Origin of the sequence: Streptomyces sp. NPDC005752, assembly GCF_040630715.1 — a bacterium.
Classification (GTDB): Bacteria; Actinomycetota; Actinomycetes; order Streptomycetales; family Streptomycetaceae; genus Streptomyces.
On the sequence record NZ_JBEXYB010000002.1, the window covers coordinates 257,947 to 282,890 of the forward strand.

Here is a 24,944-nt window from a genome sequence, read left to right on the forward strand (position 1 = left end):
CCCGAGGACGCGGGAGACGCCCTCACGACCCGGCAGTCCACGGCCGTAAAAGCCTCGCGTGACGACCGGTAGGCGTCGGGGGCCCCGCCGGTCCGGCCGCGCAGGAGGGGCCGAGGAGGTACGTGCTCACCCGAAGGCCGCCCACCTTCGGCCACCACGGCCCGGGCCGGCCCCGGACGGGGCGTGACCTGCGGTGTCGCGGTGTGAAGTAGGGTGACGAGCCGTACGGAGGGGGCGTCCACGTTGGCAGTTCGGGTCACCATGGCCGATGTCGCCCGGGCGGCGGGGGTGTCGACGGCGACCGTGTCCTACGTCCTCTCCGGCAAGCGGGCCGTCGCGGAGGAGACCCGGCGAGTGGTCGAGGCGGCCATCGCCCAGCTGGGATTCTCCGTCAACACGGTGGCGCGGAGCCTGCGGACCGGCCGTTCGAGCATCGTGGCGCTGATCGTGCCCGACCTGTCCAACCCCTTCTACGCCCAGCTCGCGGCCTCCCTCCAGGAAGAGCTGCGGACGCTGGGCCTCCACGTGATGGTCTGCGACACGAAGGCGGACCGGGACGAGGAGCGGGCGTACCTGCGGGAGGCGGTCCAGCAGCGGTTCGCGGGGGTCGTGATCACTCCGTTCCGGCTGGTGGCGAAGGACTTCCTCACCCTGTCGGAGGCGGGCATCCCGGTGGTCGTCAGTGCCGACCTGCCCTTCGGGGAGACGGACCTGGTGACACCGGACGCGCGGGCCGCCATGCGCGCGGCGCTGACCGCTGTGACCGAGGCGGGGCGCCGGCGCATCGCAATGATCGCGGGCCCCCGGGACGCCACCGGCGGCGACCCCCGGCTGGAACTGCTGCGAGCGCTGGCCGTCCAGTTCGGCATCACGCTCCCGGGTCGGCTGGTCGTCCGCGGCGAGCACACCCGGGAGGCGGGAGCGGCGGGCTTCGAGCACCTGATGGGGATGAAGCACCGGCCGGACGCGGTTTTTTGTGCGAACGACGCCGTCGCGATCGGCGCGATGGACAAGGCGGAAGAACTGGGCGTCGGCATCCCCGGCGACGTGGCGCTGATCGGCCATGACGACGCGTCGTTCGCCTCGCTGGTGCGTCCGCGTCTGACCACGGTCAGATACCCGGCCGTCGACGTGGGAAGGGCCGCGGCGCGGCTTCTCATCCAGCGGCTCGACGGACGCGTTCCGCGTAGGACCGTGCGTGTCAAGGCGGAGTTCGTCTCGCGCGGGACCGTCTGAGGTCACTCCCCCGGCCCACCGGTCTTCCGCCCCCTCCACCCGTCCATGCCCCGTCCGCCCGCTCGTGAGCCGCACAGGTGGGCAGCGCTCCCCCACTCCTTTCGACGGAGGGTTCAGGGTCGCGACGAGCCCATCACGTAATCGATTACGTCACTCTCCTCGATCGAGCCAACCCAGAGGAAGCCAGCAGCATATGCGCAGGTCAACGGACTTCTCTGGCCGGTGATCCCCTGCTTCACCGCATCACGAAACGGCCGCAGTACGCCTTGGACTTCACCAGAACTGTTGACTTTCGTTGATCTCCGTTGTGAAGGTAGCCGCCGTCGCCCTACTCGGACGTGACGCCCCCGGCTCGAAGGAGAGCAACCTCATGGCAGTTCGCAAGCGGGATTCGGTCACCCGGCGCGGTTCCGTCGTCCGGCGCGGCTTGGCCGGGAGCGTGGTTCTCACCCTCACGGCGCTGACCGCGTGCGGTGGCGGCGCGGACGACACGGACGACTCGGCCGCGAGCTCCGCCTGCGAGCCGGCCTCGGGCAAGGTCACCCTCGACTACTGGTCGTGGGTACCCGGCATGCAGAAGGCCGTCGACGTCTGGAACAGCGAGAACCCCGACGTCCAGGTCAAGCTCAAGACGACGCCGTCCGGGAACGCAGGTACGTACCAGAACCTGTCCAACGCACTGAAGGCGGACAAGGCACCCGACCTCGGGCAGATCGAGTACGACTCACTCGCCAGCTTCCGGCTCAAGGGCGGACTCACCGACATCGCGAAGTGCGACGGGGTCGAGGAGGCAGGCTCGAAGTTCGTCGACTGGACCTGGTCGCAGGTGGACTTCGGCGCCGGGGGCGAGGACGGCGTGTGGGCCGTGCCCCAGGACACCGGCCCGATGGCGCTCTTCTACCGCAAGGACGTCTTCGACAAGCTCGGCCTGGCCGCGCCGACGACCTGGGAGGAGTACGAGGCCGCCGCCCGGAAGATCAAGGCCGCCAAGAAGGGGCAGTACATCACCCACTTCTCGCAGACCGACCCGAACTGGTTCACCGGGCTGCTGTGGCAGAACAAGGCCCCCATGTTCGAGCGCGACGCCGACAAGTGGAAGGTCACCGTCGACCGGCCCGAGAGCCGCCAGGTGGCCGACTACTGGCAGAAGCTCATCGACGACGAACTCGTCGCCACCGACCTCCAGGGCTTCTCTCCCGCCCTGTACAAGTCGTGGAACGACGGCGAGGTCGTCACCTGGATCAGTGCGGCCTGGGGTTACAGCACCATCCGCGACAACGCCAAGGCCACCGCCGGCAAGTGGGCCGTCGCCCCCATGCCGCAGTGGGAGAAGGGCCGGCAGCAGGCGGGCAACTGGGGCGGTTCGACCACCGCCGTCCTCAAGGGCAGCGAGCACCCGGCGGAGGCCGCGAAGTTCGCGCTGTGGCTGAACACCGACGCGAAGGCGCTGGAGATCCTCAACAAGGAGGGCGGCCTCTACCCCGCGGCCGAGGCCGGTCTGGAACTGCCCGCCCTCAAGCAGCCGGTCGACTTCTACGGCAAGCAGCCGATCTTCGACGTGTTCGCGGAGGCGTCGAGAGGCGTGGACACCGACTTCACCTGGGGTCCGACCATGACCGACACCTACCGCTACCTCAGCGACGGCACCGCCAGGGCCACCGGCGGCGGCAGCACGCTGGGCAACGTGCTGAAGGACACCGACGCGCAGAGCGCCGAGTCGCTGCGCAAGCAGTCGCTGGACGTGACGGACTGACGCCCACGGCCGGTCTTCCCCCGCCCCGCCCCGTCGGCAGGACCCAACCCGAAAGCCACCCGTGACGACCACCCGCACCCCGGTGGCGGCGGCCTCCCGCCGCCACCGCACCCTCGCACCGTTCGCGTTCCTCGCCCCCTTCCTGATCCCCTTCGTCCTGTTCACCCTCGTGCCGGTCGGCTACGCGTTCTGGCAGAGCCTGCACAAGACCGAGCGCAAGGGCGGCACCTTCGGCCGCACGGAGACGGTCTTCGCCGGATTCCAGCAGTACGCCGACGTCATGTCCGAGCCGTTCTTCGCGAGCAGCCTGCTGCGCGTAGCGCTCTTCGCCCTGGTGCAGATACCCGTGATGCTGGCCCTCGCGCTGGCCCTGGCGCTGCTGCTCGACTCCGCGGTGGCCCGCCTCAAGCGGTTCTTCCGCCTGGTCTACTTCGTGCCGTACGGCATCCCGGGCGTCGTGGCCGCCCTCATGTGGGCGTTCCTGTACGACCCGCGGCTGTCCCCCGTCGTCGAACTGCTCCGCTCGGTGGACGTCGACGTCGACCTCCTCGGCCCCGACGCCATCCTGTGGTCGATCGGCAACGTCGTCACCTGGACGTACACCGGTTACAACATGCTGATCATGTACGCGGCGCTGCAGGCCGTACCCGCGGACCTCGGTGAGGCCGCCCGGGTCGACGGGGCGGGAGCGTGGACGATCGCCCTGCGCATCAAGGTGCCCGTCATCCGTCCGGCGCTCGTGCTGACCGGTGTCTTCTCCCTGATCGGCACCTTCCAGCTGTTCACCGAGCCACAGGTGTTCCGTGCCATCTCCACCAGCGTGACCAGCACGTACACCCCCAACCTCGCCGCCTACTCACTCGCGGCGGGTGATCACTACAACGAGGCCGCCGCCCTGTCGGTACTCCTCGCGGTGGCCACCTTCCTGCTGTCCTTCCTGTTCCTCCGCTTCACTGCCAGGAGGCAGGGATGACCCTCCTCACCCGCACCGAGGGCGCACACGCGCCCACGCACCCGCGTCGCGGCCCCGCCCTGTCGAGCGTGCCCGTGCTCCTGTTCATGGCTCTGGTCGCCGCCTACATGCTGCTGCCCGTCTACTGGCTGCTGATCTCGGCGACCAAGAGCCAGAGCGACCTGGTCACCACGCCCGGTCTGCTTCCCGCCGACTGGCACCTGGGCGAGAACCTCACCGCGCTCCTCACCCAGCAGGACGGTGTCTACCTGCGCTGGCTCGGCAACAGCCTCGCCTACGCCGGGGCCGGCGCGGCGGTCGGCACGCTGCTCGCCGCGATGGCCGGATACGCCCTGGCCGTCTACCGGTTCAAGGGCAGGGAGGCGGTCTTCTCGGTCATCCTGGGAGGCGTCCTGGTGCCCGCCACCGCCCTCGCGCTGCCCCTGTTCCTGCTCTTCGCCGAGATGGACGCCACCAACACCTTCTGGTCGGTGTTCCTGCCCAGCGTCGTCAGCCCGTTCGGTGTCTACCTGTCCCGGATCTTCGCCGCGGCGTCCATCCCCGACGAGGTCATCGAGGCGGCCCGCATCGACGGGGCCGGCGAGTGGACGATCTTCCGCACCATCGCGCTGCGCCTGATGTCCCCGGCCCTGGTCACCGTCTTCCTCTTCCAGTTCGTCGCCATCTGGAACAACTTCCTGCTCCCCCTGATCATGCTTCAGGACGAGCGGCTCTACCCGGTCACCCTCGGCCTGTTCACCTGGCAGTCCCAGACCAGCCGGGCACCGGAGCTGCAGACACTGACGCTGGTCGGCGCGCTCGTCTCGGTCGTCCCCATCGTGATCACCTTCCTCCTCCTGCAGCGCTACTGGCGCGCGGGCCTGGCCGCGGGGGCGGTGAAGTCGTGAAGGACCCGATGCTCGCCCTCACGGGACGGCTCGGGGGAATCGCCTACGGGGGCGACTACAACCCCGAGCAGTGGCCCGAGGACGTCTGGCACGAGGACGTACGCCTCATGGGCGAGGCGGGGGTCAACCTCGTCACCGTCGGGGTGTTCTCCTGGTCCCGCCTCGAACCCCGCCCGGGCGTGTACGACTGGTCACTGCTCGACACCGTCCTCGACCTGCTGCACACCGCCGGCATCGCCGTCGACCTGGCCACCCCCACCGCCGCCCCGCCACCCTGGTTCAGCAAGGCCCACCCCGACTCGCTGCCGCTCACCGCGTCGGGCACCCGGCTGACACACGGCAGCAGGCAGGCGTTCTGCCCCAGCAGTCCGGACTACGCCCGGGCGGCCGACGCAGTGGTGCGGGAACTGGCGAGAAGGTACGCCGACCACCCTGCCGTCGTCATGTGGCACGTGCACAACGAATGGGGCAACCACAACGCCCTCTGCTACTGCGGCACGAGCGGCGCGGCCTTCCGCACCTGGCTGCGCGACCGGTACACGACGCCGGACCGGGTCAACGACGTCTGGGGAACCGACTTCTGGGGGCAGCGCTACGGCGACTGGGAGGAGATCGACCCACCCGGCGACACCACCGCCTTCCGCAACCCCGGCCAGGATCTCGACTACCGCCGCTTCTCCTCCGACGCCCTACTCGCCCGGCACCGGGCGGAGAGCGCGCTGCTGCGTGAGGCCGCCCCCGGCATCCCGATCACGACGAACCTGCTCGGCACCCTGGAGAAGAAGGTCGACGGACACGCCTTCGCCCGGCACTCCGACATCGTCTCCGTGGACCACTATCTGGTGGCGGCCGACCCGGGCAACCACGTCGACCTCGCCCTCAACGCCGACCTCGCCCGCGGTATGGCCGGTGGCCGCCCCTGGCTGCTCATGGAACACTCCACGTCCGCGGTCAACTGGCAGCCCGTCAACGTGCCCAAGGCGCCACGCGAGATGCGCCGCAACAGCCTGACCCACCTGGCCCGCGGCGCCGACGGCATCCTCTTCTTCCAGTGGCGCCAGTCCCGGGCGGGCGCGGAGAAGTGGCACTCCGCGATGCTTCCGCACGGCGGCACCGACACCCGCACCTGGAACGAGGTCACCTCACTCGGCGCAGAACTCGCCGGCCTGTCCGAGGTACGCGGCACCCGCGTGCGGGCCGAGGTGGCACTGCTCTTCGACTGGCACGCCTGGTGGGCCCTGGAGCTGGAGGCCCGCCCCTCCGAACGGCTGCGGTACCTAAACACGGTCAGGGACTGGTACGGGGCCCTGTGGGACCTCGGCGTCACCTGTGACCTGGTCGCGCCCGACGCCGACCTGACCACGTACCGGGCCGTCGTCGCGCCCAGCCTGTACCTGGTGTCCGACGCGGACGCCGACGCCCTGCACGCCTACGTGCGGGGCGGAGGCCACGCCGTCCTCGGTCCCTTCAGCGGAGCCGTGGACGCCCACGACCGGGTGCGGGCCGGAGGGCATCCGGGTGCGTTCCGCGATCTCCTCGGCCTGGTCGTGGACGAGTACCTCCCCCTGCGCGAGGGCGAATCGGCTCTGCTGTCGGACGGCTCCCACGCGCACCTGTGGACCGAGCGGGTCGAGGCGCGCGGCTGCTCCGCCTGGCTGCGGTTCGCGGACGGACCCGACGGCGGCCCGGCCCGTGGCGGCCCGGCCGTGACCCGGCACCCCTACGGCGACGGCACCGGCTGGTACGCCGCCGCGACTCTGCCCGCGCGGTCCCTGCGCGGTCTCCTCGACGCCGTGTGCCGGGAGGCCGGGGCCGCCCCGGCGGCGGCCGTACCCTCCGGGGTCGAGGCCGTACGCCGCAGCGCCGGCGACCGGTCCTACCTCTTCCTCGTCAACCACACGGACAGCGAGGTCAGCGTCCCCACCGACGGACATACGCGGCTGGACGGCTCGGCGCTGCCGGGACACGCGAGCGTGCCGGCGGGGGATGTCGTGGTCCTGCGGGAGCAGCCTGTACCTCGACGGGCACGACAGCACAGGGAAGAGGACCGCTGATGCACCTAGCCGAGATCAACCGCCCCTCGGGGACCGTACTCCTGCACGCGGGCGGCACCGGCTACGCGCTGCGGATCGACACGGCCGCCGGAACCGTACGCCTGCTGCACTGGGGGGCGTCCCTCACGCTGGAGGACGCCCTCGCAGCGGGGGAACCGGATCCGGAGGGGAGCAGCTTCCACAGTCCGCTCGACGGGACGGAAGAGCTGGCCACCGACGGCCAGGTCCGGTTCGCCCCGCCCGCCCTGGACGTACGTTACGCGGACGGCACCAGCGCGACCGAGCCCGTCGTGGACGGCTACGACGTCCGGGAGGACGGCGCCGGCGCCGAGCTGTCCGTGAGCCTCCACGACGCCGGCCGCGCGCTCGCCTGGCACCTGCACTACCGGGTGCGCAAGGACTGCCCGGTGATCGAACGCTGGACCGTGCTGCGGCACACAGGGGCACGCGAGGACGCGCCGATGTCGCTGCTCCGGCACTCGGCCGCGCAGTGGAACCTGCCCGTCCTCCCCGCATACCGGATGAGCTCCGTCCACGGGCAGTGGTCGGGCGAGTTCCAGCTGCGGCGGACGCCGCTCGCCGTCGGCGAGACGACCCTCACCAGCAGGCGGGGCCACACCGGCCACCAGAGCAACCCCTGGCTCGCCCTCGACGCCGGCGACGCGACCGAGGAGAGCGGCGAGGTGTGGACCCTCGCCCTCGCCACCGCGGGAAGTTGGCGCATGACGGCCGTCCGGTCCGCCGAGGGCAGGTGCAGCGTGCTGGGCGGCAGCGGGCACGAGGGGGTGGAGATCGCCCTCGCACCGGGCGAGACCTGGGTCACCCCCGTCAGCACCGGGCAGTACACGCCCGGCGGATTCGGTGCGGCCTCCAGGGCCTCCCATTCCTACATCCGGGAGCACGTCCTGCCCGCGCCGGGGGAACCACGGCCGGTGCTCTACAACTCCTGGGAGGCGACGGCCTTCGACGTCACCTTCGACGGGCAGCGGGACCTGGCCGACCTCGCCGCGCGCGCCGGAGCCGAACTCTTCGTCGTCGACGACGGCTGGTTCGGAGCCCGCGACAGCGATCGGGCGGGCCTCGGCGACTGGGTCCCCCGGCCGGCCGCCTTCCCCGAGGGGCTCCGCCCGCTCTCCGACCACGTCCACCGGCTCGGCATGCGGTTCGGCCTGTGGGTCGAACCGGAGATGGTCAACCCGGACAGCGACCTGTTCCGCGAACGTCCGCACTGGGTCCTGCACCTGCCCGACCGCACGGCGCACCCTCTGCGGAACCAGCTGGTCCTCGACTTCTCGCGGCCCGAGGTGACCGACTGGGCCCTCGGCTGGCTGCTCCGCACGGTCGACGCATACGGTGTGGACTTCCTCAAGTGGGACTTCAACCGGTCCTTCACGGAGGCGGGTTCCACCGGCCTCCGCCCCGACGGGCGCAGGGTCTTCGTCGAGCACGCCCTCGGCACCCACCGCGTTCTCGACCGGCTGCGCGCCGCACGGCCCGCCCTGCGCATCGAAACCTGCTCGGGCGGCGGCGGAAGGGTGGACCTGTCGAGCCTGGCCCGTACCGACCAGGCGTGGACCTCGGACAACACGGACGCGGTCGACCGGCTGGACATCCAGCACGGTTTCTCCCAGCTCTACCCCGCCCAGGTGATGGGCGCCTGGGTCACCGACAGCCCGAACCCGTACACCCGGCGGGCCGTTCCCCTACGGTTCCGCCTGCACAGCGCGATGGCCGGGGCACTCGGCATCGGCGGAGACCTGACGCGCTGGCCGGAGTCGGAACTGCACGAGACGGCCGCCTACGTCGCCCGCTACAAGGATGTGCGGTCCACGATCCAGAGCGGCGACCTGTACCGCCTGGGCTCCCCCGAGAACGGCTCCCACGCCGTGCAGTACGTGGCGCGCGACGGCGGCGAGTGCGTGGTCCTGCAGTGGCGGGCGGGGCCGGCGGAACGCGCGGCGGTACCCCGGCTGCGGCTGCGCGGCCTCGATCCGGAGGCGGTGTACGACATCGACGACGACAGCGGGATCCTGGTTGCCGGGACCGCACGCAGTGGCGCCGCGCTGGCCGCGTACGGAGTACCGGCGGCGCTGCCGCCCGGGGCCTACGCGAGCCGGATGCTGACGCTGCGCCGGGTGGGGTGACGGCGGGCGGCGCTGCGGTTCACGGCTGTCCAGGCAGGGGACTCCGGCCGCGGCCCGGCCGCCCTGCGCGCCGCACGGCGAAAAAGCGGACGGGCCCCACTACCGTCCCGCTTCGGCCCCGAGTTCCGCCAGACGGGTCAGGGCGGGCAGAGCCGCGGCGATCGCCTGTCGGTCCGCGGGCGCCAGCCGGTCGATCAGCGGGATCAGATAGCGGCCCCGGTCCTCGTGCCGGGCCTGGCCGATCCTTCGGCCGCTGTCGGTGATGTGAACGAGGACGGCGCGCCCGTCCGCCGGGTCGGGGCGGCGCTCCACGAGACCGTCGCGCTCGAGCCGGGTGACCAGCTGAGTGAGTCCTGGCTGGCTGATCTGCTCGGTGCCGACGAGTGCGGTCAGCCGCTTCGGACCGCTGTAGGCCAGTGTGTCCAGCACGGACAGTGTGGTGAACGACAGCTTCTTCACCGTGGGAAGCCGGATGTAGTAGCGGTTGAAGTTCTCGATCGCCCTGGTGAGGTCGCCGACATCCAAGTCGGTGTTGCTGTCGCCACGCTGAGTAGAAGTCACCCTGGAAATCTATCGCAGACTTATATAAGCTCCTGATCGATCGCGTGCCGGCGCCTTGTCCAGGCGCACGGTCTGCATCGCACCTCGGCGCAACGGCGCGTCAACGGACTTGTTCGCAGAGCGCTAGGTGAGGAGCACACCAATGACTGTGCGCATCGGCATCAACGGCTTCGGACGCATCGGCCGCAACGTCTTCCGTGCGGCGGCCGCGCGGGGCTCGGAGCTGGAGATCGTCGCCGTCAACGACCTGGGCGACGTACCCACGATGGCCCACCTGCTCGCCTACGACTCGATCCTGGGACGCTTCCCCGAGGAGATCACCGCCGAGCCGGGCGCGATCCGCGTGGGTGACCGGACGATCAAGGTTCTCGCCGAGCGCGACCCCGCCGCCCTGCCCTGGGGCGATCTGGGAGTGGACATCGTGATCGAGTCCACCGGCATCTTCACCGACGCCGCGAGGGCGCGCTCACACGTCGCGGGCGGAGCCAAGAAGGTCGTCATCGCCGCTCCTGCCAGCGGCGAGGACATCACGGTGGTGATGGGCGTCAACGACGGTGACTACGACCCCGAGCGCCACACCATCATCTCCAACGCCTCCTGCACCACCAACTGCCTCGCCGTACTGGCCAAGGTGCTGCACGACGCCGTAGGCATCGACACCGGCATGATGACCACGGTCCACGCCTACACCCAGGACCAGAACCTCCAGGACGCCCCGCACAAGGACCTGCGCCGGGCCCGGGCCGCGGGCCTGAACATCGTGCCCACCTCCAGCGGCGCCGCCAAGGCCATCGGCCTCGTCCTGCCGGAACTCGACGGCCGGATGGACGCGTTCGCCCTGCGGGTTCCCGTCCCCACCGGTTCGGTCACCGACCTCACGGTCACCACCCGCCGCGGCACCACCGTGGACGAGGTGAACGAGGCGTTCGCAGCGGCGGCCTCGGGGCCGTACAAGGGACTGCTGTCCTACGTGGACGCTCCGTTGGTCAGCACCGACATCGTGGGCGACCCGGCCTCCTGCGTCTTCGACGCCGGGCTCACCCGGATGTCCGGCTCGCAGGTCAAGGTCGTCGGCTGGTACGACAACGAGTGGGGCTACTCCAACCGCCTCATCGACCTCTCACTGCTCATCGGGTCGTCTCTGTAGTCCTTCGCCGACCCGGCGTCCGCACCACCCGCACGTCAGCAACGGCCGCCCGCGGAAGCGGCGGCCGCCGCTTCGGCGCGCCCGTGAACCGGCGCGCAGCGCACCGACGCAACCGATGCCGTCGGCGCGCCCGGCTGCCCGACGAATCCCACGCGACGCCATGAGGACACACCAGATGAAAGAACTTCCGAGGTTACCGTTCGACAACCCAGACATACTCGGCATCGCACCCCGGATGCGCGCACTGCAGCGGGAGGGGCCGATCACCAGGGTGCGAACCGCCGGTGAGGACGCGTGGCTGGTCACCCGTTACGACGAGGTGAGGACACTGCTCGCCGACCGCCGGCTCGGTCTCAGCAATCCCCACCCGCAGCGGTCGGCCAGGAGCGCGGCCAGAGGCTTCATGATGGCTCTGATGGCCGGGGACGACTACGACACCGAGGCCACCGGCCATCCGCTCATGCGCGAGCTGCTCGTGCCACGGTTCTCCACGCGCCGGATGCGCCTGATGAAGACCCGGATCGAGCACCATGTGGACGACCTGCTCGACCAGTTGGCAGGCAGTACCGCGCCGGTCGACCTGCACCACGCGCTCTCGTTCCCGTTGCCGACCATGGTCGTGTGCGATCTGCTCGGCGTTCCGTTGGCCGACCGGGAGCGGTTCGGGCAGTGGGCCAGAGGCACGTTCGACCAGAGCGACAACCAGCACTCGGCGAACACCTTTCAGCAGGTTGTCGACTACATGACGGAACTGGTGGCGCGCAAGCGCATCGAGCCGGGCGACGACATCCTGTCCGAGCTGATCGCCGAGAAGGGCGGCGCACTGTCCGACGCGGACATCGCCCAACTGGGAAACGCCGTCCTGTTGTTCGGCTACGAGACCACCATCGTGCGCATCGACATGGGCGTCCTGCTGCTGCTGCGCAATCCGGTCCAGCGTGCCCTGCTGGCCGAGAATCCCGGACTCGCCCCGGCCGCCGTCGAGGAGATCCTGCGCCTGAGCGTCGGCGGCAAGGGATCCAACGCACTGATACCCCGCTACGCGCACAGCGACGTCACCGTGGGCGAAACCGTGATCCGGACCGGCGACGCGGTGATGCTGGCCATCGGCGCGGCCAACATCGACGGCCTGGCGTTCCCCGACAGTGACCTGTTCGACCTGGCCCGGGTCAGGCCCAGGCCGCACCTGGCGTTCGGGCACGGCACCCGACACTGCATCGGCCGCGTGCTGGCCCGGATCGAGCTGACCGCGGTGTTCGAGCGTCTGTTCCGAAGACTGCCCGACCTGCGGCTCGCGGTACCCGAGGAGTCGCTGCGCTGGCAGGAGCACCGGATCACCGGCGGGTTCGATGAGCTCCCCGTGACCTTCTGAACGGCAGTGCACGAGCGAGGTGACAGCCGCCCGGCGTTGATGGAGTCGGGCGGCACGTACGCAAGGTGAAGGGCGGCACGTACGCGAGAACGAAGACCGTCGGCCCGCCTGGATGTTTGACGCTCCTTCCCCCACGCACAGACGCCACGAGGACAAGGAACCATGACGGAAACTTTCAGCGACTACGTCGACTGCACGCCTCTTCTCGACGACCGTGAAGCCCTCGACCGGTTCTACGACGAGCACGGTTACCTCTGCCTGCGCGGCGCCCTGGACCGCGATCTGGTCCGGGCAGCCGCCGAGCAGATGCTCGAAGGCCTGATCGGGCTCGGCCACGCCGCCCCCGGCACCACACTCGACACCCTCACCATCGACTCCTTCGAGGCGGTCGACGAGGTGGCGATGCACGACTACGTCAAGTACGACGAGCTGTGGAACCATCCCTCGACCCTCAAGGTCTGGGAGAAGGTCTTCGGGGAGCCCGTCTTCGTCTTCAGGTCGACGACGATCCGCTACTACCCCTCCGCCGCGGGCACCGAGGAGCCGAGCTTCCTGACACCGCTGCACCAGGACGGCTTCTACATAGGACCGAACAAGGACTTCCGCACCGCCTGGATACCGCTGCTCGCGACGACCCGCGGCACGGGCGGCGTCGCCGTCGCCGACGGCAGCCACAAAAAGGGCCCGCGCGAGCACGTGGTCACCGAGAACTTCCGCCGCTTCGGCCACGCCGTACGCGGAATCCCGGCGGAGGAGTTCGGCGCCGAGGAGCAGCTGCTCTTCTCGCCCATGGAGCCGGGTGACGTGATCATCTTCCACGCCTTCATGTGCCACAAGTCCATCCCCAACGTATCGGTGGATCCGGCCGGCATGCGGATGTCGATGGACACGCGCATCCAGCCCGCCTCCTCGCACCGCGGGTTCAACTCCATGACCCCCTGGCCGGAGTCCGCGAAGGATGCCTCCAAGGGAATCCTGTCGAAGATCACCGGCACCCCCACCACCACCGAGTGACGTCGTCACCTCGTATCCGCCTCAGACATCCCCCCACACACGCCCGGGCAGGCAGCGCATGACGAAGAGCGAGGGCCTCCCCCCTCTGAAGGAAACCGACGCGGCACCGGAGCCCTCGGCCGGCCCGTCACCGGCCGTCGCCGGGCTCAGCGGCATCGCCCTCATGGTGGTGCTCACCGGATACGTCCTGTCCATCGTGGACGCCTCCATCGTCAACGTGGCGCTGAGCTCGATCAGTGACGACCTCCACGGCGGCCCCGCCGCACTGGAGCTGGTGGTGTCCGGTTACGGCCTCACCTACGCCCTCGGCCTGGTGCTGGGCGGGCGGCTGGGTGACGCCTTCGGCAGACGGCGCCTGTACGCCTACGGGCTCGCGGCGTTCACCGTCACCTCGGCGCTGTGCGCACTCGCCCCGAGCATCGAGTTCCTCGTCGCGGCCCGGCTGCTGCAGGGCGCCGCCGCATCGATGCTCGTACCGCAGGTGCTGGCGACGATCCAGGCGGTCACCGAGGGCCAGGCGCGCGCCCGTGCGATCGGCATGTACGGGGCGACCGCGGGCGTCGGCATGGTCATCGGGCAGATCGTGGGCGGGCTGCTGGTCTCGCTGGACGTCGCCGGGATCGGCTGGCGGATGGTGTTCGTGATCAACGTGCCGATCGGCGTGGCCGCGCTGCTGGCCGTCCGGCGCGTCCCCGCGACCAAGGCCGACACGAAGCCGGGTTTCGACCCGCTGGGCACCCTGCTGTTCGGCGTCACCATGGTCTGCGTCCTGGCCGTGGTCGTGGCGGGCCCCGACCTGGGCTGGCCGCTGTGGCTCTGGTCGTTGCTCGCGGTCGCCGCGGTTGCGGCGCTTGCGCTGACGCGGGTCGAACGCGGGCTGGAGGCACGGGGCGGCTCACCGCTGCTGTCCCCGTCGGTGCTGTCCCGTACGGGGATGCGCAGAGGGCTGGCCGCGATGGTGCCGTTCTCGGCCGGCTTCGGCGCCTTCCTGTTCGTCTACGCGCTGATCGCGCAGGGTCACTTCGGATTCGGCGGGCTCGCCTCCGGTGGGGGGATGGCGCCGTTCGCCGTGGCGTTCTTCGTGGTGGCGCAGTTCACCCCGAGGATCGCGGCGGCCCTGGGCGGCCGGATCGTCACCCTGGGTACCGTCGTCCAGGCCGCGAGCCTGCTGCTGCTGGCGCTGGTGCTCTGGGTGGGCTGGCCGCATCCCTCCCTGGCGCTCGTGCTCGTCGGGATCGGTTTCTTCGGGGCGGGCGCGGCGCTGATCGGCCCGACGCTGTTCCGGATGATCCTCGCGGACGTACCCCGCGGGCAGGCCGGCATGGGCAGCGGTGTGCTGGTGACCAGCCAGCAGATGGCGACCGCGCTGGGCGCGACCGTCGGCGGAACCCTCTATGTCTCCCTCGCCGGTTCGCTGTCGACGGTCTCGGCGGCCGTGCTCGTCCTGGCCATGCTGGTGTGCTCCTCGGTGATCGTTCTCGTGATCAGCCTGAAGCTCCCCGACCCCAGCTGACACCCGCGCCCCTCGAAGGACGCGGTCCGATCCAGACCTTCCCGTCGGCAACGGCGCGCCGTCCTCTCGGCGTACCCGCGCACAGAATCGGAGACAGCCAAGTGCACTTACGGACAAGGACAGCCGTGGTGACCGGCGCGGCCAGCGGCATCGGCCTCGCCCTCAGCGCCCGCTTCGCACGGGCCGGCGCCGACGTGGTCATGGCGGACGTCGACGGCGAGGCACTGCACCGCCGGGCCGCCGAACTCACCGAGCCCGGCGCTCGGGTCACCGCCGTGACCGCCGACCTGACCGACCCGGACGCCGTCGAACGGCTCGCGGAAACGACGTTCGAACTGCTCGGCGACGTCGATGTGGTGTGCAACAACGCGGGGGTCCTCGGCCCGGTGGGGCAGCCCCTGTGGGAGGTGCCGCTGGAGCGGATGCGGCAGGTCTTCGAGGTGAACCACTGGGCGCACGTCCTGGTGGCCCGCGCCTTCGTCCCCCGGCTGCTGGAGCGCGGCCGGCCGGCCCATCTGATCCACACCGCCTCGATGTCCGCCTTCGTCGTCGGGGCCAAAAGCGCCGCCTACGCCGCCTCCAAGCATGCCGACCTCGCGGTCGCCCGCAGTCTGCGCGCAGATCTGCGGGGCACCGGCGTCCGGGTGTCGGTGCTGTGCCCCGGCCGGGTCGACACCCCCATGGTCCAGGGCCTGACGGCCCCGCGCGGTGCGGGAGGCGACACGTCGGTGAGCGCCGAGGACGTCGCCGGACTCGTGTGGGACGCCCTCGGCTCCGACCGCTTCTACCTCTTCAGCAACTCCGACGCGCCGCTGCGGCTGCGCGATCAGTTCGACGACGTATGGCGTCATGTATCCCTTCCGCCCCCTTCCCCCGAGGAGGAGCTGTGGCCCGCGCCGAAAGCGACGACCGTAGCGATGGAACACCGACCGTCGACCTGAAAGCCGTGAGGGAGAAATACCGGCAGGAACGCGACAAACGCAGCACCGGTCGCACCTACCGGTTCGCGCGCGGTGACTTCGGCCGCTACGCGCGAGATCCCTACACCGAGCGGCAGGAGCGCGAACCGCTAACCGACGAGGTGGACGTCGCCGTCGTGGGCGCCGGCATCGGCGGCCTGCTGACCGGCGCCCATCTGCGCAAGGAGACCGGCCTGGAGCGCATCCGGCTGATCGACGAGGCCGGCGACGTCGGCGGCACCTGGTACTGGAACCGCTTCCCCGGCGTCCGGTGCGACGTCGAGAGCTACATCTACATGCCGTTGCTCGAGGAGACCGGCACGATACCCACCGAGAAGTACTCCACCGGGCCCGAGATATTCGCCCACCTCCAGCAGATAGCCCACAGGTACGACCTCTACCGCGACGCCCTCTTCCAGACCGCCGTCACCGAGCTGCGCTGGGACGAGGCCGCCGGGAGGTGGCTGGTGAGCACCGACCGCGGCGATCTGATCCGGGCCCGGTACGTCGCCATGTCGATCGGCCTGATGCACCGCCCAAAACTCCCCGCGCTGCCGGGCCTGGAGACGTTCGCCGGGCACTCCTTCCACGCCAGCCGCTGGGACTTCGACTACACCGGAGGCGACAGCACCGGCGGGCTGACCGGGCTGCGGGACAAGAGGGTCGGCGTCATCGGCACCGGTTCGACGACCGTCCAGCTCGCCCCCCACCTCGCCGAGTGGGCCGAACAGCTCGTCCTCTTCCAGCGCACCCCGGCCGCGGTCGACATCCGCGGCAACCGGCCCACCCCGTCCGACTGGGCCGGCAGTCTCGAGCCGGGCTGGCAGCAGCACCGGATGGAGAACTTCCACGCGCTGACCTCCGGCGTGCCGCAGGACGAGGACCTGGTCCAGGACCGCTGGACCCAGACCACGGCCGAACTGGCCGCCGCGATCCTGCCCACCGGCGACACCGGGGGCGACCCGAAGGAGCGGGCGCTCGCGGCAGAGCGTGCGGACTTCCTCAAGATGGAGGAACTACGCGCCCGCGTCGACAGCGTTGTCACCGACCCCGCGACCGCCGCCGCCCTCAAGCCGTACTACCGCGTCTACTGCAAGCGGCCCTGCTTCCACGACGGCTACCTGCAGACCTTCAACCGGCCCAATGTGACCCTGGTCGACACCCAGGGGCAGGGCGTGGAGCGGCTCACTCCGGGCGGGGTGGTCGCGAACGGCCGGGAGTACCCGGTCGACTGTCTGGTCTTCGCCACCGGCTACGAGCACGAGTTCGCCGTCCCGTACACCGACCGCGCCGGCTACGACATCGTCGGACGCGACGGCGTGAAGCTGTCGGAGAAGTGGGCGGACGGGGCGCGCACCCTGCACGGACTGCAGGTGAACGGTTTCCCCAACTGCTTCATCCTGTCCAAGGCCCAGGCCGGCCGGCACGTCAACATCGCCTACATGCTGGGCGAGCAGACCCGGCACCTCGCACACGTCGTCAAGTGCGTCGAGGAGCGAGGCCACGAGGTCGTGGAGGCTTCCGAGGCCGCCGAGAAGGAATGGGTCGAGGAGATCCTCCGGCTCGCCGCCGGCGACAGCGACTTCCTGGAGAACTGCACGCCCGGCCTCTACAACAACGAGGGCGACCCGAGCGGACTGCCCCTGCTCAACTCCAGCTACGGGGGCGGCTCGGTGGCGTTCGTGAACATCCTCAGACGCTGGCGCGAGGCGGGCGACCTCGCCGGTCTCGAACTGCGCTGACCGCACCGTCTCCTCTCCGCATCTCCTCTCCGAAAGGTGGCAACGCCCATGGACGTAACGCCGATACCCGGCGCCGCTCTCGGCGCCGTCGTGCACGGAGCCCATGTCACCGGCGACATGGACAAGACACGGTTCGAGGAGATCTGGGCGGCGCTCGACGCGCATCTCGTCCTCGTCCTCCGCGGCCATGAGACCCCCTCCTACGAGGAGTTCCTGGCCTTCGGCCGTCGCTTCGGGTACATCCCGAAGACCGGCCTGACCAGCGGCGCCCACCCCGACCACAACGAGATCCTGATCGTCTCCAACCTGGTGCGGGACGGCCGCAGGATCGGCGTCGGCGACGCCGGGTGGATGGGCTGGCACACCGACTACTCCTTCCGCCCCCGTGTCTCCCAGGTCGGCTTCCTGGAGGCCGTGGAAGTGCCGTCCTCCGGAGGCGGGGAAACCCTCTTCACCGACATGTACGCCCTGTACGAGTCCCTGTCGCCCGAGACGCGCGGGCGTCTGCACTCCTACCGGGTCCGCCACGCCCTGCGCACCGGGTACGAGGAGACCATCGCGGAGGAGCTCCAGGGCGAGGTGTCCCTCGGCGAGAGCACCGAACGGATCCAGCCCGAGGACGGCACCTCCACCGTCCACCCGCTGATCGCCCGCAATCCGCGCACCGGCCGCCGGTCGGTCTACATCAGCACCCTGAACACCGAGCGGATCGTGGACCTCGCCCCCGACGACAGCCGCAAGCTGCTCGACGAACTGCTGGCGCACGCTGGCGAGCCCTCGCACACCTACGCCCACACCTGGCAGCCCGGGGACATCGTCATGTGGGACCAGCTCGGCACCGTCCACGCCAAGCAGCCCTTCGACCCGGCCGAACGGCGCGTCATGCGCCAGGTCGTCAGCATCTTCGACGACCCGGCCGACCCCTGGCACGCGGAGGTCGCCGCATGAGCACCGCTCCCGCCTGCCTCAGCCACAGCCGCGTCACGATCACCCCGGCGCTGCAAGCCGCCGTCGGCCGGCTCGACAACCGCTCACGTCACCAGGCGGCCTACCATTTCGGCTGGATCACCGCCGGTGGGGCGCCCACCAGCGCCGACGCCGGCAAGGCCGTACGGCCGGCGCTCGCGCTGCTGTCGGCCGAGGCGGTCGGCGCTCCGCCGGAGGTCGCCCTGCCCGGCGCCGTCGCCGTGGAGCTCGTGCACAACTTCTCCCTGGTGCACGACGACCTGATGGACGGAGACGAGGAGCGCCGCCACCGGCGCACGGTGTGGAAGCTGTGGGGCCCCTCCAGCGCCATCCTGACCGGTGACGCGATGCTGGCGCTCGCCCAGGAGGTGCTGCTGGACACCGGGCTGCCGACAGCTGCGCCCGCCGCCCGGCTGCTGGCGCGCACCACCCGGCATCTGATCCGTGGTCAGGTCCAGGACCTGGCCTTCGAACAGCGCTCGCACGTGACGGTCGAGGAGTGCGTCGACATGGCCGCCGGCAAGACCGGCGCGCTGCTGTCGGCGAGCGCCGCGATCGGGGCCGTCCTCGCCGGAGCACCGGAGTCGACGGTGGACGCGCTGGCGCTCTACGGCGACCAGGTCGGCATCGCCTTCCAGGTCGTCGACGACGTTCTCGGCATCTGGGGCGACCCGGCCGTCACCGGCAAGCCGGTCCACTCCGATCTGCGCTCCCGCAAGAAGTCCCTGCCGGTGAGCCACGCGCTGAACCAGGCCGGCCCGCCCAGCGACGAGCTGGCCGCCTGGCTCACCGCCCCCGGCGAACCCGACGAGGAGGAACTGCGGCACGTGGCCGCCCTGATCGAGAGCGCCGGCGGCCGGGACTGGGCGACTGCCGAGGCCGCGCGGCGGATGGCGCTGGCCGAGGACGCGCTGCGCGGTGTCGAGCTGGACGCCGGCGCGCGGGACGAACTCCTCGCGCTCGGCAGGTTCGTCGTCCGCCGTGAGGCCTGAGGCCGGGCCGGCCCCCGTACACGTATGCCCCCTACCGACTTCCGTCTCTCCGATCGGCGCAGCCCCTCCAGGCCACCAGCACCATGCCCGCCGCCCCTCCGCAACCCACTCCCAAGGATTCCCTCATGCCCCAGGACGTCGACTTCCACATACCCCTGCCGGGCCGGCAGAGCCCGGACCACGCACGGGCCGACGCCGAGCAGCTCGCCTGGCCGCGGTCGCTCGGTCTGATCAGGTCCGAGGAGGCGGCGGCGCGTCATCTGCGCGGCAGCTACGCCGACCTGGCCTCCCGCTTCTACCCCCACGCCGCCGGCGCCGACCTGGACCTGGGCGTCGACCTGATGTCGTGGTTCTTCCTCTTCGACGACCTCTTCGACGGGCCGCGCGGCGAGGATCCGGAGGAGACCGCACAGCTCACCGGAGCGGTCTCAGCGGCCCTCGACGGCCCCCTCCCCGGCTCCGCACCCCCCATCGCCCACGGCTTCGCCGACATCTGGCGGCGCACCAGCGAGGGCATGACACCCGCTTGGTGCGCGCGCAGCGCCCGGCACTGGCGCAGTTACTTCGACGGCTACGTCGACGAGGCGGAGAGCCGCTTCCGGGACACGCCGTACGACTCCGCGGCCCAGTACCTGGCCGTACGCCGGCAGACCATCGGGGTTCAGCCGACGGTCGACCTCGCCGAGCGCGCGGGCCGCTTCGAGGTGCCGCACCGGGTCTTCGACAGCGCCGTGCTCTCGGCGATGCTCCAGATCGCCGTCGACGCCAATCTGCTGCTGAACGACATCGCGTCGCTGGAGAAGGAAGAGGCCCGCGGCGAGCAGAACAACATGGTCATGATCCTGCGCCGGGAGCACGGCTGGTCCACGGACCGCAGCGTCGCCCACATCCAGAGCGAGGTCCGCGCCCGCCTGGAGCAGTACCTCCTGCTGGAGTCCTGCCTGCCCCGGGTCTGCGACATCTACCGGCTCGACGAGGCCGAGCGTGAGGCCCTGGACCGCTACCGCAACGACGCCGTGCGCACCGTGATCCGTGGTTCCTACGACTGGCACCGCTCCTCGGGCCGTTACGACGCCGAGTTCGCACGGGCCGCAGGCGCCCAGGGCTATCTGGAGGAGCTCGGCAGGACCGCCCGCTAGCCGCACCGCTCACCAGCACCACGCACCGGCGCCCGGCCGTCGCGGAGGCACAGCTGCCGGCCGACCGGAAAAGCAGTCATCAGTGCAGCGAAGAAGGGAAGTTGAGAATCCAATGACCGAGCAGACCACCTTCTCGGCGGGGGCGGCGCCCGGGGCGCTCCCTGTCATGGGGCACGCGCTCCAGATGATGCGCCACCCCGTGAACTTCATGACGTCGCTGTCGGCCCACGGCGACCTGGTCGAGATCAGGATCGGCCCCACCACGGCCTACGTCCCGACCCACCCCGAACTGCTGCGGCACGTCCTGACCAACGACCGCATCTTCGACAAGGGCGGCGTCTTCTACGACCGTGCCCGTGACATCGCCGGCAACGGCCTGGTCACCTGCCCGTTCACCGACCACCGCCGCCAGCGCCGGCTGATGCAGTCGGCGTTCACCCGCGGTCAGCTCAAGCGGTACGCCGAGGCCATGCACGCCGAGATCGACGACACGGCGTCGCGGTGGCAGGACGGCATGGTCGTCGACGCCTTCCAGGAGATGTACGGCATGGCCCTGCGCACGGTCGGCCGCACCCTGTACTCCACACCCGTCAGCCCCGAGCTGGCGGCGAAGGTGGAACGTTCCTTCGACGTCGTGCTCAACGGCCTGTTCCGGCAGATGTTCCTGCCGGCCTCGATCCGCCGGCTGCCCCTGCCGTCCCAGCGCCGTTACAAGAGCAACCTGGACTTTCTGCACGAGACCACACAGCAGCTCATCGAGGACTACCGCGGTTCCGACATCGAGCGGGACGACCTGCTCGCCGCCCTGATCGCCTCCCGCGACGACGACGGCGGCCGGCTCGGTGACAAGGAGATCCACGACCAGGTCATCACCGTCATGGCGGCCGGCACCGAGACCGTCGCCGGCACCCTCACCTGGGTCTTCTACCTCCTCTCCCAGCACCCGGAGATCGAAGCCGCGCTCTACGACGAGATCGACACCGTCCTCGACGGCCGTGCCCCGCAGTGGGACGACCTGCCGAACCTCTCCCTGGCCGACCGGATCATCTCCGAGACGCTGCGACTGCACCCGCCCGCCTGGCTGTTCACCCGCCTCACCACCTCCCCGACCGAACTCGCGGGCCGTCAGCTGCCCGCCGGCTCCACCGTCGTCTTCAGCCCGGCCGCGGTCGCCCAGTACGAGGACGCCTTCGACGACCCCAGGAAATTCGACCCCGACCGCTGGCTCCCGGACCGTATCGCGCCGGCCTCCCGCCACGCCTACGTGCCGTTCGGCACCGGCGCCCGCAAGTGCATCGGCGATCTCTACGCACGCACCGAGGCCCTACTGGGGCTCGCCACCATCCTCGGCCGCTGGCGGGTCACCTGCGAGCCCGGCATGGACATCCGCCCGGTCCCGCTGGCCACCATCTACCACCCCCGCCGGCTGCGCCTGAGGCTGGACGCGCGCACGCCGCGCCGTACGACCTCCGCAGCCTCCGCACCGGCCGGGGGTGACGCGACGTGAGCGAACCAGCGGCCCCCGCCGCACGTGACCGCCCGGGGGACCGACGAAGCGGATGACGGTCGGCACGACATCGGCTGCCCGCAGCCGCATACCGCGGACCGGCGGTCTGCGGCGCGGGCCGGCGTGACTACGACCGGCACCGTGCCCGGCCACGTTCCCCGGTCCTTGCCGCGTCACGTGGCCCGGTCAGTGGGCGGGGTCCGGTGCGGCGCCGGCCTCGGAACCACACCGCACCCGCAGGCGAGATCAGGAACCGTCGATCAGTTTCCGTACCTCGGGTGGGAACTCCGAGTCGGACGAAACGGCGAAGAACCTGACTGTCTCCGGCCTGTCCCCGACGGCGATGGCGACCTTGGGAGAGATGCCGTCCACTTCGTAGGCGGTAGCCGTCGAACCGGGCTGCTCCTCGCTCTCGCCACGGCCACCGGTGTCTTCGCAGGGGGATTCGGTGGCGACTCCGAGCTTCTCCCCGAGGGTGATTTCCACGTCCCCCGCGTCTTGGTACGTAACGTCCTGGTAGGCGTACCGAGCGACGCAGGAGGCTTCAGCGCCACCGCTGCCGGCCGTGCACGCGGCTACCGACGTCACCATGGCCGCCGCCGCCAGCAAGCCGGCGGATCGCCTGGTCCAGCTCATGTGTCTCCCCCTCAGTAGATGCCGCAAGGAGGGAGTGCCTCCTCCTTGCCGAGTGAGTCGTCACCGTTCGGCGCGGGAGTGAGACGTGCCCGTGGTGAGGCTCCTCGTGTTCCGACCTTCGACGCCGGTGCGTCGGATCAGGTTCCCCCGCCACCCGTGTGGGACCGGTACAACTGGGACTCCGGCAGATCCGACTATGTTCCCCGGTGGTGCCGCCATTCCCAACGATGACATGGGACGGCTGCACAAAGAGGGCTTCGCCCAGGATTCCGACGTGCGCGGTAGCAGCGGCACCTACAGCCAGGATCTGAACAGTGGCTCGTTCCAGCCCCCCGGGTGACGCCGGCGGACCCTGGGCGCGAAGGGTCCCGCGGGGACGTCCCGCGCGGCGACGAGGAGAACCGGTGAACGACCGATCTGTCCTGCGGCCACGGCTGCTCGCGGTCCTCGGGGCCGCCCTGCTCCTCACCTCCTGTACGAGTGCCGACGGGGATGATCACCGGACGACGGGCAGGCGTGCCTCGCACGGGGAAAAGGCATGGGCGCCCCGGAGGCATCGGCGTTGATGAAGGTGGCGGTGCCCGAGCGCGCGACGGAGGTGAAGGGCGCCGTACAGACCGATCCGCAGGAGGACGTCTACCTGCTCTCCTTCGTGACCGACGAGAAGACCGCGGCGGGGGTGGCGGAGGACCTGCGTCCTGAGAAGCCCCTGCGCACCAGGAACCAGGACCTCCCGGCCCCCGCCGTGCTCTTCGGACAGCTCGGCCTCGCCGAGCCCCGGAGCGAGCAGGGTGTCCGCTGGGCCGGGGTCTGCCCGCCCTGCGTGGGGGACAGCCGCCGGAGCGAGGTCCAGTGGATCGAGATCCACGTACTCGAACTGGACGCCGCCGGCAGAACCCGGGTGTACCTGCAGGCGTTCTGACCGGCCGGAAGGCGCTTGCCCCGCCTCGGAGCCCGGGACCTGGCGGCCGGCTCGCGTGGGCCTTCCTGGTCTTCGCAGGCGAGGACGAGCGAGTCCGGTCGAGGACGGGTTCGGGTGATGCCGCCGGACGCCCCACTCTGCCGTTCCGGCTGATCACAGCCCGCGCCGGCCGCCTCAGCGTGACGACCTCGCCGCGCCTCTCCAGCCCGATCGGGGGCGCGGCCGTCGCGAGGCGCGGCAGCCGTCGCCCGAAGCCGGTGCCGTCGCTACGCCTCCACGAATCCCTCGGTCCACTCGTCCTCGTCGAGGACGGAGTGAGGATTCGTGCGGTCCGGCAAGCGCACCGGAAAGGCTGGATGCCCCCTTCCCTGAAGCCTCTCGTGGAACCAGGGAAGGGGGTGCGGCGGCCGGAATCCCGACTCCGGCCGGTGTGCGTCGATCTCCCGCGTTCAAGCCGTCAAGGCATCGCCCGGTTGCACCGCACCGACCGGCCCCGCGCCTTGACGCCTGTCAACGACCACGCGTGCCCATCAGCCGATGATCGCGACCGGGGCGTCCCAGGCGTTGCGGTCAACGGTGATCGTGTAACCGCCGCGGGTTTCCTTGCTGTTGACCATGTACTGGTGGCCGCGGCTGTGGCCGGTGTACTGGGTCGGCTTCCACGGCCAGTCCGTGGTGGTCGTGTTCTTCTTGTCCCACAGCGCGTACCAGAGGTTGCCCGGCAGGTCCGTCTTGTTCGTGGCGGTGGCAACGGCGTTGGCGCTGGAACTGCTGAAACCGTACAGGCCGCCCCGGTACGTCGCGCTGCGCAGCGTTTTGGTGAAGGAGCGCACGTAGGTGAGGGTGGCCTCGTTGCACGCCTTGTCGGTGATGTCGTACGACTCCATGTTCAGGTAGATCGGGCTGCCGGCCTTCATGCCGAGCGCCGATGCCTTGGCCACCGCGTCCTTGGCGTTGCTCGCACCGACGGAGGCAGCCGTGGAAGCGGTGAACCTCTCCGGATTCGCGCTCTTCTGGCAGGGCGGCTGCGCGCCGACGTAGAGCGGGATGAGCTTCCAGCCGGTGGCGTTGACCGACTTCACCCAGGACTTGGTCAGGTTGGTCTGGGCGCAGCCACGGTTCTTCCCACCGATGTAGACGGCGGCGCCGCCGTAGAACCCCGTGTGCCACGCCTTCATCGCACTGAGCGAGGGCGCGGCGCACGTGTCGAACGCCCGGCCGGTGTACGTCTTCTGCGCGGGCCACGCGGTAGCGGCCATGGAGGTCTGTGCCGCGAATCCGGCACCCGCGGCCCCCACGACCCCTGCGGTCGCCCACGCGATGTAACGGCTCTTCCTGGACAGCCGATGTCTGGACATTCCCCACCCCATTCAGTGCGGCTCGTGGCCGCATCCGACATACCGGGACAGCGGTCTGTCCTCTGACAG

General features: G+C 70.5%; 20 protein-coding genes. 17 read left to right on the forward strand and 3 right to left on the reverse strand.

All coding sequences use genetic code 11. The features are described from left to right. Window positions 1-243 precede the first annotated feature (243 nt). The 6 genes from ABZ441_RS02910 (at window position 244) to ABZ441_RS02935 (ending at window position 9,047) form a co-directional block, all read left to right on the forward strand. On the forward strand, window positions 244-1,236 hold the full coding sequence (locus ABZ441_RS02910; protein WP_358967402.1) for a LacI family DNA-binding transcriptional regulator: 993 nt from the start codon (window positions 244-246) through the stop codon (window positions 1,234-1,236). A gap of 370 nt (window positions 1,237-1,606) precedes the next feature. After that, window positions 1,607-2,989, forward strand: coding sequence for an extracellular solute-binding protein (locus ABZ441_RS02915; protein ID WP_358967404.1), 1,383 nt, complete (start codon window positions 1,607-1,609; stop codon window positions 2,987-2,989). A 61-nt stretch (window positions 2,990-3,050) separates the two neighbouring features. Continuing rightward, window positions 3,051-3,962, forward strand: a complete 912-nt coding sequence (locus tag ABZ441_RS02920) for a sugar ABC transporter permease (protein ID WP_358967406.1) — start codon at window positions 3,051-3,053, stop codon at window positions 3,960-3,962. After that, the gene (locus ABZ441_RS02925) at window positions 3,959-4,849 is read left to right on the forward strand and encodes a carbohydrate ABC transporter permease (protein ID WP_358967409.1); all 891 of its coding nucleotides are present in this window, start codon (window positions 3,959-3,961) and stop codon (window positions 4,847-4,849) included. Before ABZ441_RS02920 ends, ABZ441_RS02925 begins: the two co-directional genes overlap by 4 nt. Window positions 4,850-4,857: 8 nt before the next feature. Next, entirely contained in the window at window positions 4,858-6,903 is a 2,046-nt protein-coding gene (locus tag ABZ441_RS02930) for a beta-galactosidase (RefSeq protein WP_358967546.1), read from the forward strand. Beyond that, window positions 6,903-9,047, forward strand: coding sequence for an alpha-galactosidase (locus tag ABZ441_RS02935; RefSeq protein WP_358967412.1), 2,145 nt, complete (start codon window positions 6,903-6,905; stop codon window positions 9,045-9,047). The genes ABZ441_RS02930 and ABZ441_RS02935 overlap by 1 nt, the downstream gene beginning before the upstream one ends. Before the next feature lie 99 nt (window positions 9,048-9,146). Here ABZ441_RS02935 and ABZ441_RS02940 read toward each other — a convergent pair whose 3' ends face one another. Continuing rightward, complete coding sequence (locus tag ABZ441_RS02940; RefSeq protein ID WP_358967415.1) at window positions 9,147-9,608, reverse strand: MarR family transcriptional regulator; 462 nt, start codon at window positions 9,606-9,608, stop codon at window positions 9,147-9,149. Between the two features lie 142 nt (window positions 9,609-9,750). On the opposite strand from ABZ441_RS02940, the gene gap reads away from it, so the two are divergent. The 10 genes from gap to ptlI all read left to right on the forward strand — a co-directional run bounded on the left by gap (window position 9,751) and on the right by ptlI (window position 21,959). Beyond that, window positions 9,751-10,755, forward strand: coding sequence for a type I glyceraldehyde-3-phosphate dehydrogenase (gene gap, locus ABZ441_RS02945; RefSeq protein WP_358967417.1), 1,005 nt, complete (start codon window positions 9,751-9,753; stop codon window positions 10,753-10,755). A gap of 175 nt (window positions 10,756-10,930) precedes the next feature. Next, complete coding sequence (gene penM, locus ABZ441_RS02950) at window positions 10,931-12,127, forward strand: pentalenolactone synthase (RefSeq protein WP_358967420.1); 1,197 nt, start codon at window positions 10,931-10,933, stop codon at window positions 12,125-12,127. A gap of 162 nt (window positions 12,128-12,289) precedes the next feature. Next, on the forward strand, window positions 12,290-13,141 hold the full coding sequence (gene ptlH, locus ABZ441_RS02955; RefSeq protein ID WP_358967423.1) for a 1-deoxypentalenic acid 11-beta-hydroxylase: 852 nt from the start codon (window positions 12,290-12,292) through the stop codon (window positions 13,139-13,141). 58 nt (window positions 13,142-13,199) lie between these two features. Beyond that, window positions 13,200-14,654 (forward strand): MFS transporter, encoded by a 1,455-nt coding sequence (locus ABZ441_RS02960; protein WP_358967425.1) that lies wholly within the window; start codon window positions 13,200-13,202, stop codon window positions 14,652-14,654. Window positions 14,655-14,782: 128 nt separating this feature from the next. Beyond that, complete coding sequence (ptlF, locus tag ABZ441_RS02965; RefSeq protein WP_358967428.1) at window positions 14,783-15,595, forward strand: 1-deoxy-11-beta-hydroxypentalenate dehydrogenase; 813 nt, start codon at window positions 14,783-14,785, stop codon at window positions 15,593-15,595. Between the two features lie 5 nt (window positions 15,596-15,600). After that, complete coding sequence (gene ptlE, locus ABZ441_RS02970) at window positions 15,601-17,355, forward strand: neopentalenolactone/pentalenolactone D synthase (RefSeq protein ID WP_358967549.1); 1,755 nt, start codon at window positions 15,601-15,603, stop codon at window positions 17,353-17,355. A gap of 48 nt (window positions 17,356-17,403) precedes the next feature. Beyond that, entirely contained in the window at window positions 17,404-18,303 is a 900-nt protein-coding gene (ptlD, locus tag ABZ441_RS02975) for a neopentalenolactone/pentalenolactone F synthase (RefSeq protein ID WP_358967431.1), read from the forward strand. Beyond that, window positions 18,300-19,313, forward strand: coding sequence for a polyprenyl synthetase family protein (locus ABZ441_RS02980; RefSeq protein ID WP_358967434.1), 1,014 nt, complete (start codon window positions 18,300-18,302; stop codon window positions 19,311-19,313). Before ptlD ends, ABZ441_RS02980 begins: the two co-directional genes overlap by 4 nt. Before the next feature lie 125 nt (window positions 19,314-19,438). Further along, complete coding sequence (ptlA, locus tag ABZ441_RS02985; RefSeq protein WP_358967436.1) at window positions 19,439-20,452, forward strand: pentalenene synthase; 1,014 nt, start codon at window positions 19,439-19,441, stop codon at window positions 20,450-20,452. 112 nt (window positions 20,453-20,564) lie between these two features. Then, on the forward strand, window positions 20,565-21,959 hold the full coding sequence (gene ptlI, locus ABZ441_RS02990) for a pentalenene oxygenase (RefSeq protein WP_358967439.1): 1,395 nt from the start codon (window positions 20,565-20,567) through the stop codon (window positions 21,957-21,959). A 246-nt stretch (window positions 21,960-22,205) separates the two neighbouring features. Here ptlI and ABZ441_RS02995 read toward each other — a convergent pair whose 3' ends face one another. After that, entirely contained in the window at window positions 22,206-22,595 is a 390-nt protein-coding gene (locus ABZ441_RS02995; protein ID WP_358967442.1) for a DUF6281 family protein, read from the reverse strand. A 538-nt stretch (window positions 22,596-23,133) separates the two neighbouring features. Between ABZ441_RS02995 and ABZ441_RS03000 the strand changes: the two genes are divergently transcribed. After that, window positions 23,134-23,517 (forward strand): hypothetical protein, encoded by a 384-nt coding sequence (locus ABZ441_RS03000; RefSeq protein WP_358967445.1) that lies wholly within the window; start codon window positions 23,134-23,136, stop codon window positions 23,515-23,517. 530 nt (window positions 23,518-24,047) lie between these two features. Here ABZ441_RS03000 and ABZ441_RS03005 read toward each other — a convergent pair. After that, a complete protein-coding gene (locus tag ABZ441_RS03005; protein ID WP_358967448.1) occupies window positions 24,048-24,875 on the reverse strand; it encodes a glycoside hydrolase domain-containing protein in 828 nt (275 codons plus the stop codon). Between the last annotated feature and the right edge of the window lie 69 nt (window positions 24,876-24,944).